We start from the raw sequence: 13,414 nt of genomic DNA on the forward strand, positions 1-13,414 counted from the left end.
CATGTATGTACTTAGCCGCGAGCAACAGCTGCCTGTTTATTATTTAGAGCCGGACAATATAGCTGCCAATAAAAATTTCAGGGTATACAATTTCGACGGGACATTGCCCAACCAGTCCGAATTGCTTATACCACACCGTAAAGACCATTACCTGTTTGTGTTTATCAGGAAAGCAGAAACCCGCCAATGGATAGACATGGTTCCGTATACGCTCCGGGATAACGGTTTTTACTTCTCGGGGCCGAACAATGTTATTGTAAAAGAAGAATTTAAGCACCTGTGGAGCACGGGTATCGCGTTTACCGACGCGTTTCTGTCTATGCAGGAAAATGCGGCGCTAAGTAAGCTCCCGCTTATTCAAAATCCACGCAACGGCCATGAGCTGCTGTTGAACAGTGCTGATGTAGATTTTGTGGAAGAAATGCTGGCTAAGATAAATACCGAATATCAGCACCCGGGCGAGTGGCAGCAACGGATGCTGGCCGCCCATGTAACCGTATTGCTTACCTACCTGAGCCGGCTGTATGCCGAACAGTTTAAAGAGGATGCAACTGAAGATAAAGTTCTGCTGAAGCGGTACCAGGCGAAAATTGATGAAGATTTCAGGCGGTTGCACGAGGTGAGCGACTATGCATCTATGCTTAATATTTCTGCCGGGCACTTAAGCGAAGTTGTTAAAATGCAAAGCGGTAAACCCGCGATTAAGCACATTCACGACCGCCTGGTTATGGAGGCGCGGAGGCTGCTTTTCCATACCGGTAATTCATTAAAAGAGATCTCCTTTGATCTGGGTTTTGCAGACGCTTCTTACTTCAGCCGGTTCTTTAAACGCGAGACCGGCGTTACACCGGCCGAGTATCGCTCCAGTATCCGCAAAATGTACCATTAATGCCGTTGAATGTGTTACATGCAGGTAACACCCGCGCTGTACATTTGTACTGTTAACAAAAACATCATGAAAACAGCATTAATAACAGGAGCAAACAAAAGCATAGGCTTTGAAGCCGCAAAGCAATTACTACAACAAGGCTATTACGTGTACCTGGGCAGCCGCGACCTTCAGAAGGGCGCAGGGGCAGTAAGCCAGTTGCAGGCAGAGGGGTTAACATCAGTAGAACCCATAGAGATAGACGTAGACAGCGCGGAGTCGATAAACGCGGCACGCGTGACGCTGGGGCAGAAAACCCAGGTATTGGATGTACTGATAAACAATGCAGGCATAAGCGGCGGATTGCCACAGCCATCGTTAGAGACAGACATCAGCATATATAAAGAGGTATTTGAGACCAACTTTTTTGGCGCCATAGCCGTAACCCAGGCGTTTCTGGACCTGATGAAACCAGCGGCGGAGCCCCGGATAGTAAACGTAACATCGGGCCTTGGCTCACTCACCATGCAAACCACCCCAACCTGGAAATACTTTATGGTGAAGCCTACGGCTTATGTAGCATCTAAAGCGGCATTGAATGCCTTTACCATTGTGCTTGCTCACGAACTGCGCGACACCGCCTTTAAAGTAAACGCTGTTGACCCGGGCTACACCGCTACCGACTTTAACCACCACAGCGGCCCCGGCACCGTGCCTGACGCTGCCGCGCGTGTTGTAAAAGCAGCTACGTTAGCACAAGACGGGCCAACCGGCCAGTTCTACAGCGATGATAACGCTCCGGAAACAGGCATTAGCCCCTGGTAAGAAACAATTTTTATACGGAAGGCTGCCCAACAGGGTGGCCTTCTTTTTTTATAAGAAACTCGGGTTTCAGGTACTAACCGGGATGCGAGTTGGAATTGTAAGAAAAATAAGCTATATTGTAGTAACCGGCCTCAGGAGTTAGTTAATTAACAGTTTTACTGTAACCCAATTAATATTTTCAGCACCTCGCCGTTCTCGCCATGCAACTCATTGTCTGATATAATGGTGAACTGGAAATCCTGATTGAGATCCGGGACATGCACCTTAATTTTACTGCCGCTTATCTTATAACTGGCCGACCACATGATGTCCCCGCCGGGATTGATTAGCGCTGCACCACCGGGCTTTAAAGTAAGGCTCACGGCGTTACCCAGCAGCGGATCTGTCGTTGGAGCAGCGTTTACCTGGTGATAGCTTTTTTCTTCTTTGATTTGCAGGGCATCTTTTTTGCATCCCGCAAGGCTTAGCAGGACAACGAACAGGTAGAAAGCTTTTTGCATGGCGTAAAGTTTTGTGCTTTATACCATTACGCTGAAGGCCAGCTGTTTGTAACAGCAAAATAAAATATTAACTGGTGTTTGCATCAACATTTGTGAGGGATGTTGAGCCATCTATCTCATTGGCGAAGGTGTAGTTAGATAATTACACGCGCGCTATCAAAAAAGTGTGGTTTTTGAAGATTTTGGTTCATAAAACCTGCATTTTCCAGGTAAAACATGTTGTTTTTACGCTAAAAATGCAGGTTTTCTTTTTAGAAAGCCAATTTCAAGGGCACTAGCTAGTATGCCGGGTTGCAGCAGTTTTTTTCACCTCAAAATAGTACCCCACGAGTTCCTCTGCCCGGTGGCGGGCGGTGTGTTTCGATAGTATTTTTTGTCTTGCCCGCTCGCCAATGGCGCGGAGTTCATCTTCCGGGGTGTTCCTTAGAAAGGCCAGTGTTTCTTCACCAGAGTAGGATACAAGTATCTCTGTTCCAAGTTCAAAAATGCTGTCCAGGCCATCCCAATAGTCACTTATGATTGGTACGCCACATGCTGCTGCCTCAAACAGCCTAACACTGGGGGAGTAGCCGGCCTTGATCATATCTGCCCGGGTAATGTTCAGCGTAAAGCGCTGAGCGTTATAGAAGTCGCGGTGCTCCGCCGGTGGCAGGTGATTGATATACCGCACGTTTGCAGGCCATTCCACCGATTGCGGATACTGCGGACCAGCTACCACAAAGCGGCCGTTAGACCAGCCCTTTGCGGCATCAAAAAGAAGGCGTTCCAGTGGTGGTTGGCGGTCATCGCTATAGGTGCCCAAATAGCCAAGATCATATTCAATATCGACGTTCTCCGGGTAATATAAAGATGGGTCAACAGAGCAATAAAGTGCCCTGGCGCATGGAGAACCGTATTTTTGTTCCAGCAAGGTAAGGGTTGGTCCCCCGGTGAACGACAGGTAAAGGTCATACATCGGGATTACTTCTGGACTCAGGTACTCGTAATCATTTCTGTCGAGTTTGGCCAGAGTTACCGGGGTATCAATATCATAGAAGGCGGTTATGCCATTAGCTACATTACAGGCCCATTTACCGACTTCTACACCTTCAGGAACGTACGAGCCTACGATTACTAAATCAGCAGATTGCACGATATCTGCGTGTTGTTCCCTAAGTTCTGTAATATCTTTATAGAGAATGACTTTACAAAAGTCCGGGTTTGCCAGATCGCGATTAGAAGCGTACCACGGCACATCCCTTTCAAGAAAGGTTACTTTGTGCCCGGCAGCATTTAGTTCTTTCACCAACGCCCTAAAAGTGGTAGCATGCCCGTTCCCCCAGGATGATGTTATAGACAGCCCCAGAATGGTTATATTCAAAGAACTGCTGCTCATATCTCTCCGGCATTTATCTCCTGAAAATGCGCAGCAAATAGCTTCTGCACCTCTTTTGCCCTGTTTGCGTAAGTGTGTAGCGCCAGTACACGCTTTTTAGCAGCTTGTCCAATAGCTTTTGCATCTTCCTGGGAGAGATTCTTCAGTATGTCTGCAACCTCATCTCCATTTTGCGCTACGAGAATTTCCTTGCCTGGTTCAAAAAAGAAATCGATACCGAGCCAGTAATCGGTGATGATGCAGGCTCCTGCACCAGCGGCTTCAAATACCCGTGTAGCAGGCGAAAAACCCATTTTCGCCATGCTGTCGCGACTGATGTTCAGCACTGCCTTTGGCGTGCAATTAAAAGCATTGTGATCATTGGTATAAACATGGCCTATGTACTCCACGTTAGATGGCATGTGCTTATCGCCCCAGCCGCTGCCGCCTATTTCAAAGCTTTGCTCTGGAGATTGTTTCGCAGCCTTTAAGAAAAACTCTTCTACACGGGCCTCACGATCAGGCAAACGGTTACCTAAAAAGGCAAGATCGCAGCTAAAACGATCGTCTGGTGCAACCTGAAAGTGCGTTTCTGGATCAAGGGCATTGTATATTGGTACACAAAGTTTAGCGCCATTGGCTGTATAGGCGTTAACCACCGGATCTCCGCCGCCATAGGTTAAGATCATATCGTATTGCGGAACCAGCGGCCAAAATGGATCATCTGGGTTTTGATCCATGCGCTCTAAAGTAGCCGGGGCATCCACATCCCAGAATATTACCAGCTGGTTTTCTTTTCTTCTTTTAAGCACTTGCTCTTCCAGTAATTCGTCAAATACGCCGACGCCACTCGCCTTGATTACCACATCTGCAGACTCTGCCTGCGATAAGGCCCAAAAGGCACTTTCCTCATTATTCTCGTAAACTACAACGGTCGCCCATTCAGGGTTAGGAATATCCCGGTGCTGTTGGCGCTCGTACGCGTCTGGCTCGTAAAAAGTGACGTCGTGCCCTAGTCTGCTTATTTCTTTAATTATGCCTCTGTAATAGGTTGCTGCCCCGTTCCAATAGGCAGATACAAGGCTGGAACCAAAAAAGGCTATTTTCAATTTCTTTTCCATAGGTATAGTTGTATGCTGTTACTCTGCTGATGTAGTTGCAGAAACGTGAGATCTGAGTGATTGTATTATCTGTTCAAGCTCATCAACACGGTGCGCGCAGGTGTGCCTGCTCAAAGTTGTTTTTAACCCATTGCTGGCGAGAGTTTCCGCAGCAGATCGATCATTTATGATAGTTGAAAGATGCTGTTTCATACTTTCTTTGCTATCTGCCACCAGGAAGTCTTTGCCCGGCGAGAACAGGTTCTCTGCGTCGTCCCACTGAGAAGAAACCAGCGGTATTCCACACGCCATTGCTTCAAACGGGCGTATAGTAGGTATACCTGGCAGCGATTCAACATACGGCCGGCGTGGTACATGAACAGTTACCTTATATTTAGCAAAAACTTCCGGCGCTTTATAGTTTGGCAGCCAGTTGCCATATTCAATACCTGCATCTTCAAGTGCCTTTAGTGCATGATCGGGATAGCGCACACCGTAAATCTTAGCTTTTAATCCAAGCTCCTTAACCGGTTCTATCAAAAAGGTGTGCAGTTCACGTGTGCGCTCATCGTCGCCCCAGTTACCTATCCACACCAGGTCTCCCTCTTTTTCAGTATGTGGCATGGGGTGGAAAATGCGGGTGTCAGCTGCTTCGTGCCATGTCCAGGCGTTCTTTGTCCAGCCCTCCTTCAGGTAAATGTCGCGAATCACATTTCCAAACGCTAAAACGCCATCATAATACTGCAGATCGTACTTCATCATACTTTCTCTTTCGGTAACAGCACGATGATGGGTGTCATGAAAGATCAGTTGAAAACCACCTAAAGTATTGCGGTATTCTCCTATTTTCTTCACCAGGCTATGCTCATTCCATTCATGTACAATAACCAGGTCCTGATCTTTAAGAACATCATGAAGGTCAATTGTATTAATATCATAGAAGGAAGACTTTAATTGTGGGTACGAAACACGAAACTCTTGCAGGAACGAGTCCCCATGTCCGGCTATTAAATTAGCTAAGCTCCAATTATTTTCAGGCTCGTACACTTTTACATCGTGCCCGCGGCTTAACAGCTCGGCAACGACCCCGCGCAGAAAGTGTGCATTTCCATGATTCCAGTCGGATAGGAGGGAGTGGTAAAAAAGAGATATTTTCATGTTGGTTCTTCTATATAGGTGACAAGGCAACACCGGATGTTAAAAAATGTTAACTGGATATAGCAAACTGCTCCTCGCGAATAAGCGACTTATATAGTGAGACATAGCTGTTAGCCATATTTTCAAGTGATAGGTTTTTTGAACGTTTTGATGATCTTTCTATCATTTGACCGCACTCAACGGGATGTAAAATAACATAGTCGAGCAGTTGATCTAACTCTAAAGGATCATTAGGGTTAAAGAATAATGCCGCATCACTCCACAACTCTCTAAAAGTTGGTATGTCAGCGAGTAAAAGCAGGCATCCGGATAGAGCAGCCTCAAGCACCGAAAGACCGAACGGCTCGTATTTGGCTGGCATAATGTAGATGTAGCTTTCTGGAAGGTGCTCACTTACTTCAGCCGGGCTTAATATTCCTGCCAGGGTAACATTAGGTATACTAATGCTTGTACCTGTATCAGGATGATTGTTATTGCCGGCAATCACAATTGGAATATTGTGCCTATTAGTTAACTCGGCGAGCATCGGCAGGTTTTTAGCTTCGTCCCAGATCCTTCCCATGGCAAATGCCTTCATTTTCTTTTCGGCACTTCGAAGCAAGTGTGAATCGCGGCCGTTGTAAATAACCCTAAGATTATTGAGTGGTCCGTATATCCTTTGAATTTCGTTTGAATAGGATTGAGAGATGGAAACCACAGCATTGGCCGCACGCAGTCCTCGTTGCACCGCGTTTTTATACGCAGTCCATTCATTGGGGGCTGGTTCGTGCTTAACGGCCTGCCACCATGATAACACGCAGGAGTGAGCAACTACAACCACGGGTGCCGACCAAGCAATTGAGGCATGCACATAGCCATTAAGGTGAATAATATCTGGCTTAAATGTAGATTCAAGCTTCAACAACCAGCCGGCCGCTAGTTCCACATCCGCCCAGGGCTCATGCATCCATTCAAGTTTATAATCGCTTTGATGGATAACAAGGTTGGGGATTTTGGCAGCTTCTTCCAGTTGCTTTTTAGATGCATGGGCACCCATTAAGGCAAGACAAACAGTAATTCCAGATTTATCTAAAGCGGAGCAAAGGTCAAGCGCATAAGTCCAAACGCCGCCAACTGCATCGGCGGTCATCAGTACTCGTCTTATTGGCTTTTCCTGTGTAAGCATTAATTAACCTCGCTTGTATATTCTGTCCAATATTTCCGCAGACTTCACATACTGAAAAGCGTCGGAATTAAACTTATTGCCGTTTTGGCTTAGTTCCTCAACCCAGTTTACAGCCGCTTTGCCACCCCATGAATCACCTGGTGTGCTAATAGTTTGCCTTGATGTGCCGTAAAAGCGTTCGGTAGTAAAATCGTAAAATGAGCCGTTTATATTTTTAAAAGCAACTCCTCCGTTTGTGCCATAAAAGCTTACTTCGATAACAGCATCTACACCAGCGGGCAAATTCCATGAACAAGCCATTTGCACTGCAATACTGCTGTTTATCAAAAGCTGAGCCACTGCGTAATCTTCTACCTGCTCATTGATATCCTGAAGTAATTTAGCCTTTGAGAATAGCTGACTGCTTACCTCGTTCACTTCGGGGTTGTCCAGAAGCCAAACCAGCAGATCAACCAGGTGGATACCCAAATCCATTACGCAACCACCTCCAGCTAGCTTTGGATCAAAATACCAGGGTTTATCAGGTCCGTAAGCGTTATGAAAGACAAGGTTTGCGCCGTAAATGGTTCCAAGCTCGCCAGAGTCGAGCACTTGTTTTAACGCTTTAATGCCGTTGGTAAAGCGGTATGAAAAGTCTACACTAAGCAGTACATCCTGCTTTTGCGCAGCTTGTACCACATCGTTAACTTCTTTTGCTGTGCGGCCAAGTGGTTTTTGGCAGAACACCGCTTTTCCTTTATTGAGCGCTTCTATAGATTGAGCAGCATGCAGAGCGCTTGGAGTAGCTATTACTATTCCCTCAAGATCTGCGGATGCCATTTCATCAAGACTGCCGATTACATCAGCGTTAGGGGTAACGCCAAGTGCGCCTTCTACAAAGGCTGGGTTCGGGTCAGATATGGCAGCTATTTCAGCTGTATTTTCTTTAGCGACAGCTTCAAGGCGGTTCTTGCCTATCCAGCCTACACCTACAAAGCCTATCCGCGGTTTGTTACCTGCTAGTACAGTATCCATAACTATTACCGGTTATTAAATGTGATGAGTGCTTTTACAAAGCCTTCGGGATTTTGATGATGTGTTTCAAACGCTTTTTGAAGATCGGTTGCACTGAAAACATGCGTAAGCAACCGTTGTGGCGTAATCACGCCATCCTTAACGGCTTGCACAGCATTGCGCATTCCTTTTAAGTATTCTTCCGGATCGCGCTCATGGGCATTTATTACATCAATTCCGCGCCAGTTCCACAGCTGCACATTCACCTGGCGCATGCCATCCTGGTGATAGCCTGCAATAATCAACTTCCCGCGCACTGCGGTTAGCTCAGCAGCAAGATCAAGTGGCCACTGTTTGCCGGTGGCTTCAATCACCCGTTCGCAAAAGTTCCCGTTGGTAAGTTCTTTTACCTTCTCTATTATCTGCCAATGATCGTCAAGCTTAATTACTTCATCAGCCCCCAGCTCTTTGGCTAAATTCAACGCCGAGTCTTTTCTGGCTAAGGCGATAACTTTTGCACCGGCGCTGTGAGCAAGCTGTACCAGTAGTGCACCCAAAAACCCTACGCCGATTATGGCAATGGTTTGCCCGGCTCGGATATCACTCCGGTCAAAGATGTTCATAGCGCAGCCTAACGGCTCGGCCGGGAAAGGCACATCATTTAACTCTGCTGGTAAACGAATCAGATTGCTTGCCTTTGTAACATCGTATTCGGCAAAAGCATTAAAGGTTATTGCGGCAACGCGCTCGCCCGGTTGATAATCGGTAACATTCTTACCTATTGCGTCAACCACACCCCAGCCTTCATGACCCGGGTTTCCTGCTTGTACAGGGTAGGTAAACCACTCGCGGCCTTCCCACACCGGGAGGTTTGATGCGCACAATCCGCATCCTTCCATTTTAATCCTTACCTCATCATCGGCTGGTTCTGGTAAGGGTATATGCTTAACAGTGATTTGTTTCGGACTAGTAATCTCCAAAGCCGTCATTAACGGCGCCGTTGTATCTATTATTTGTTCTGTTTGCGTTGCTGTTTCCATTAACGTGTTTGCCCCGAGTATACTTTTTGAGTTTTGAAAGAGCTCCTGGTTTCAGATAGCCAATTATATAAGTTCTCTATACCCTGATAGGCAGATACTCCCGGAGCCCAGTTGCCTTGAGTTTTAAACTTGCGAATATCAGAAACATAGTAGCGTTGGTCGCCGGGGCGCCAATCACCAAAGTCTATGTCTACCGTATCGCCATGCAATTCTTCTATCATGTTGGTAAGCTCGAGTAAGCTTACAGTATTGTCTACACCTCCGCCAATGTTGAAAGCTTTGCCGGTAAGCTCGGGCATGTTCTCCTGCGCTATTTTCATAGCCTTGATCAGGTCTGTTACATATAGGATGTCTCTTACCTGTTTACCGTCGCCGTAAATAGTAAGTGGCTTTCCTTCCAGCGCACTAATAAGGAAGTGGGCAACCCATCCCTGATCTTCTGTGCCAAACTGGTGCGGCCCGTAAATACAGCTCATTCTGAAGATTACTGCTTTTAAACCAAAGGTGCGGGCGTAGTCGAGTATGTAAGCATCAGCCGCTCCTTTTGAGCAGCCATATGGGCTGTGGAACTCCACGGGGCGGTCTTCTGATACACCGTCGGCAGCTACTTCAGCGTTTTCTGGCTCATAACGATTGCCTTTTAAAACAACCTTTAGGTCATCGAGATCCCCGTAAACTTTGTTGGTTGATGTAAATACAAGCGGAGGTTGTTTTTCAGATAAACGAATAGCCTCTAAAAGGTTAAGCGTTCCACGTGCATTTACTTCAAAATCAAGAATAGGATCAACACAGCTTGTCGTAACTGCCACTTGCGCGGCAAAATGATAAACAGCGTCAGCAGCATTTACAGCCTCTTTCAGCGCAGTCTCATTCCTTACATCTGCAATTTCAATTTTGAGGTTAGAGCTATACTTATCTCGCAGCCATTGCAGGTTTTTTTCAACTCCATTTCTGGAAAGATTGTCGTAAATAATGACTGATTTTCCTTCCGATAAAAGGGTATCAGCAAGATTAGTTCCAACAAAACCTGCGCCTCCGGTGATTAAAGTAGTATGCTGATTGGCATCGTTCAGTACTTTAAGCTTTGGTTCTTTCAATGTGATATTATTTGAAGTTTAGTATCTTACAATTATAGTTTGTCGTTTACACGGTAAGTCCGCGCGCTGACAGCTCTGCTTTTGCTTCTTCAACACTGTCAACAGCAACTTGTCCCTCCAGCCATGCAGCTAGCTCGTCAAGTCCGTCTTCAAGCTTAACCTGTGGTTCAAATCCTAATACCTGCTTCGCTTTGCTGATATCGCCGAAACAATGCCTGATGTCGCCGACCCGGTATTCGCCCGTAGCAACCGGCTGAATATGTTGCAAGCCCATGGTATTGCTAAGCTTTTGTGCTATTTCCCTTACGGTGTAGCTGTTGCCACTACCAATGTTAAATACTTCGTAAGCCGCTTCTTCTACTTCGAGCGCCAAACGGCAGGCAACAACAAGATCTTTAACGCTTACAAAATCCCTTTTTTGCTCGCCGTCTTCGAAGATGATAGGCGCTTTGTTATTCAAGAACCTTGAGGCAAATATTGCCAGTACACCGGTATAGGGGTTTGATAATGCCTGACGGGTTCCATAAACGTTGAAAAAGCGCAGGGCAACGGTAGGAATGTTGTAAGCTTTACCAAAAATAAGGCTCATTACTTCCTGGTCGTATTTAGATAAGGCATAAACTGATGCCAGGTTAGGCTTTTTTGTTTCCGGAGTAGCTATTGGAGTTAACGTCTCACCGTTAGAGGTAAGCTCCCATGAACTGTTCTTTAACTGGCTTATCGGTCGGGCGGCATCTTCTATGACGTTGCCTGACTGAGTGGTGTATAAACCCTCGCCGTAAATGCTCATGCTTGAAGCAACAATCAGGCGCTTCACGGGCTTTTGAATAAGTGCTTCGAGCAAAACGGCAGTGCCGCGGTTATTTACATCGGTGTACTCATTTACCTCGTACATGCTCTGTCCAACACCTACACGCGCTGCAAAATGGTAAACAGCGTCAATGCCTTCCAGTGCGTCCAAAACAGCTTGTTTATCTCTCACATCTCCAACATACAATTCAACTTGTGGGTTAAGGTATTCCGGACGCTCCGCATTTGCGCCGTGCACTTGTGATATCAAGCTATCCAACACACGAACAGAATAGCCGTGATTAATTAGTTCGTCGCAAAGGTGTGAGCCGATAAAGCCGGCCCCGCCGGTTATTAATATGTTCTTCATAGAAGGTGTGTATAAGCGTACAAAAATAAAATCAGGTACAAAGCCTGCTGCAAACGGCTCAAAGAAGATCAACATCTTCTTACCTCAAAAAAGCATCTGACGAACACCAACAGGTTACGCCTTTAACCAATATTGCTTACTTAACAATTAAGGTTCAACAATAGCTACAAACCTGCATTAAACGATCGGTTCACTTGCCTAAAGAACCCTTTTGTTATGTAAGTTAAGGCCAGAATCTGCAACAGAGGTTTATTTGTTATTAATTAATAAAGTTGCCAAATAACAGATAAAACACTTTACTAACCGCAATAAAGCAAGAATGTTTTTAATTAATAAGATTTATCAATAAAAAATAAGATAAAAAAACAATCCCCAAGAAAATTTGTCTATCCAAAGCTACTTTGCTTGTATTCTATAGAAAAAGCACCGTAGTGCCTAATCAACTTAATAATTACTTATCCATACCGTTACATGAATAATCTTACAACCTCTTCAACGTCGGAACTAACGACTGAAAGAATTCAGGAAGATGTTAAGAAGCTTGGCAAGTGGTTCCATAACATTGATCTTAACGGGGTAAAAACCGCACCGGATCATTTCCTTGGAGACTATCCCAACATAAAGTTCAAGAATTTCGCAGATGCTATTCCGCAAGATCTTACCGGTAAATCAGTTTTGGATATCGGGTGTAACGCCGGGTTCTATTCTATAGAGATGAAGCGCAGGGGTGCCAGCCGCGTACTTGGTTTAGATTCCGACGAGCAATACCTGGCACAGGCCCGTTATGCAGCAAAGGTATTGGATGCTGATATTGAGTTCAGGAACATGTCTGTTTACGACGTGGGTTCACTGGGTGAAAAGTTTGATATAGTGATATTTATGGGCGTGCTTTATCACTTAAGGCATCCGCTGCTGGCCCTTGACCTTTTATATGACAATGTAGTTGGCGATATGCTGATATTCCAGTCTATGCAGCGCGGAAGCGATCAGGTTCAGCCGGTTGAAGCTGATTATAACTTCTGGAATACGCAAATATTTGAAAGCCGCGATTTCCCCCAGATGTACTTTATAGAACACCGTTATTCGCAGGATCCTACCAATTGGTGGATACCTAATCGCTCCGGTATGGAGGCTATGCTCAGGAGTGCTGGTTTCGAGATTGTTCAACACCCGGAACTGGAGGTGTATATATGCAAAAGAGGCAATTTAATTGATAATCAGCCGCGGGCGGTTTACCCCAAAAAATAAATTAAGATACTATATATGATTGAAGCAGTTAAATTCTGGAACGAACCAAATAATAAATCACACTGGGATTTCGAGGTCGATCCGGAGTGGCACATTTTTTCTGACATGGTTAAGCTGGCAGCTAATGCCGTTAAAACCGAAAACCCTGGGATTACGCGGGTGCTTGGCGGCATGTCGCCGATTGATACTGCATTTCTACAACGGTTAAAAGAACGAGGCACTCTTGACGATTTAGACGCTGTAGCAGTACATGGCTTTCCGTTGGATTGGAATCACTGGAATATAAACGAGTGGCCGGATAAAATAGCCGAAATTGAAGCTGTTACAGATCTGCCGGTGTGGGTTACGGAAGTTGGGATATCAACATTTGGAGCTGAAGAAGTACAGGAGTTTGGCTTCAGGCGTACTGCAGAGTTACTTAGCGGCAGGGTTGACCGCGTACATTGGTACAGCCTTTATGATTTGCCAAAAGCCTGGGAGGCAACTACACGGCATCGCGAAGCTGAAGGATCATCGTACTACAGACACTTTTACATGGGCATACTGCATGAAGATGGCACGCCAAAGCTTGCAGCAAAGCACTTTTCTGATTATACACCAGAGTTTGGCATTTGCCAATGGTTCCATTTTGAAGATCACCGGCTGGAGCCAGCTGTAGAGTGGCTTCGCAAGCTAGGTGTTAAGCGCCTGCGTACCGGATTAAGCTGGGCAGATTATTTAAGACCGGACGCAACGCGTTGGTTTGATAAGATGATGAAAGCGCTTGAGGAGTTTGACCTTACCGTTACTTTTTGCTTTACCCCAGAATCTAAAGGAATAAGACCACATCACACCAGCGCTCCGCAGAACATACAAGAGTACGCAGACTTTTGCGTGGAGATGATGAAGCGATATGCATAAACGTGAC

Annotated in this window: 13 protein-coding genes; 4 read left to right on the plus strand and 9 right to left on the minus strand. The window is 45.8% G+C overall.

Annotated elements, in window-relative coordinates; translation table 11 throughout:
- The first annotated feature begins 1 nt into the window (after position 1).
- Both DYU05_RS11400 and DYU05_RS11405 read left to right on the plus strand, forming a co-directional pair.
- Positions 2 to 889 carry a helix-turn-helix domain-containing protein gene (locus tag DYU05_RS11400; RefSeq protein WP_117383171.1) on the plus strand — a complete coding sequence of 296 codons (888 nt, stop codon included), beginning with the start codon at positions 2 to 4 and terminating at the stop codon, positions 887 to 889.
- A 66-nt stretch (positions 890 to 955) separates the two neighbouring features.
- On the plus strand, positions 956 to 1,693 hold the full coding sequence (locus DYU05_RS11405; protein WP_117383982.1) for an SDR family oxidoreductase: 738 nt from the start codon (positions 956 to 958) through the stop codon (positions 1,691 to 1,693).
- 155 nt (positions 1,694 to 1,848) lie between these two features.
- On the opposite strand, the gene DYU05_RS11410 is transcribed toward DYU05_RS11405, so the two are convergent.
- The 9 genes from DYU05_RS11410 to DYU05_RS11450 all read right to left on the minus strand — a co-directional run bounded on the left by DYU05_RS11410 (position 1,849) and on the right by DYU05_RS11450 (position 11,259).
- On the minus strand, positions 1,849 to 2,193 hold the full coding sequence (locus DYU05_RS11410; protein ID WP_117383172.1) for a hypothetical protein: 345 nt from the start codon (positions 2,191 to 2,193) through the stop codon (positions 1,849 to 1,851).
- Between the two features lie 274 nt (positions 2,194 to 2,467).
- Positions 2,468 to 3,568, minus strand: coding sequence for a CgeB family protein (locus DYU05_RS11415; protein WP_117383173.1), 1,101 nt, complete (start codon positions 3,566 to 3,568; stop codon positions 2,468 to 2,470).
- Positions 3,565 to 4,668, minus strand: a complete 1,104-nt coding sequence (locus tag DYU05_RS11420; RefSeq protein ID WP_117383174.1) for a CgeB family protein — start codon at positions 4,666 to 4,668, stop codon at positions 3,565 to 3,567. Before DYU05_RS11420 ends, DYU05_RS11415 begins: the two co-directional genes overlap by 4 nt.
- A gap of 18 nt (positions 4,669 to 4,686) precedes the next feature.
- Complete coding sequence (locus DYU05_RS11425; protein ID WP_117383175.1) at positions 4,687 to 5,805, minus strand: CgeB family protein; 1,119 nt, start codon at positions 5,803 to 5,805, stop codon at positions 4,687 to 4,689.
- 49 nt (positions 5,806 to 5,854) lie between these two features.
- Positions 5,855 to 6,970, minus strand: a complete 1,116-nt coding sequence (locus tag DYU05_RS11430; protein ID WP_117383176.1) for a glycosyltransferase — start codon at positions 6,968 to 6,970, stop codon at positions 5,855 to 5,857.
- A 3-nt stretch (positions 6,971 to 6,973) separates the two neighbouring features.
- Positions 6,974 to 7,984, minus strand: coding sequence for a Gfo/Idh/MocA family protein (locus tag DYU05_RS11435; RefSeq protein WP_117383177.1), 1,011 nt, complete (start codon positions 7,982 to 7,984; stop codon positions 6,974 to 6,976).
- Positions 7,985 to 7,989: 5 nt separating this feature from the next.
- Positions 7,990 to 9,003 (minus strand): MDR/zinc-dependent alcohol dehydrogenase-like family protein, encoded by a 1,014-nt coding sequence (locus tag DYU05_RS11440; RefSeq protein WP_205771865.1) that lies wholly within the window; start codon positions 9,001 to 9,003, stop codon positions 7,990 to 7,992.
- Entirely contained in the window at positions 9,003 to 10,100 is a 1,098-nt protein-coding gene (locus DYU05_RS11445; protein WP_205771866.1) for a GDP-mannose 4,6-dehydratase, read from the minus strand. Before DYU05_RS11445 ends, DYU05_RS11440 begins: the two co-directional genes overlap by 1 nt.
- Positions 10,101 to 10,146: 46 nt before the next feature.
- Entirely contained in the window at positions 10,147 to 11,259 is a 1,113-nt protein-coding gene (locus DYU05_RS11450) for an NAD-dependent epimerase/dehydratase family protein (RefSeq protein ID WP_117383984.1), read from the minus strand.
- A 471-nt stretch (positions 11,260 to 11,730) separates the two neighbouring features.
- Here DYU05_RS11450 and DYU05_RS11455 point away from each other — a divergent pair, with 471 nt between their 5' ends.
- On the plus strand, positions 11,731 to 12,507 hold the full coding sequence (locus DYU05_RS11455) for a TIGR04290 family methyltransferase (protein WP_117383179.1): 777 nt from the start codon (positions 11,731 to 11,733) through the stop codon (positions 12,505 to 12,507).
- 15 nt (positions 12,508 to 12,522) lie between these two features.
- Positions 12,523 to 13,407, plus strand: coding sequence for a glycosyl hydrolase (locus DYU05_RS11460; protein WP_117383180.1), 885 nt, complete (start codon positions 12,523 to 12,525; stop codon positions 13,405 to 13,407).
- Positions 13,408 to 13,414: the final 7 nt, after the last annotated feature.

It is taken from the genome of Mucilaginibacter terrenus (genome assembly GCF_003432065.1).
Taxonomy (GTDB): domain Bacteria; phylum Bacteroidota; class Bacteroidia; order Sphingobacteriales; family Sphingobacteriaceae; genus Mucilaginibacter; species Mucilaginibacter terrenus.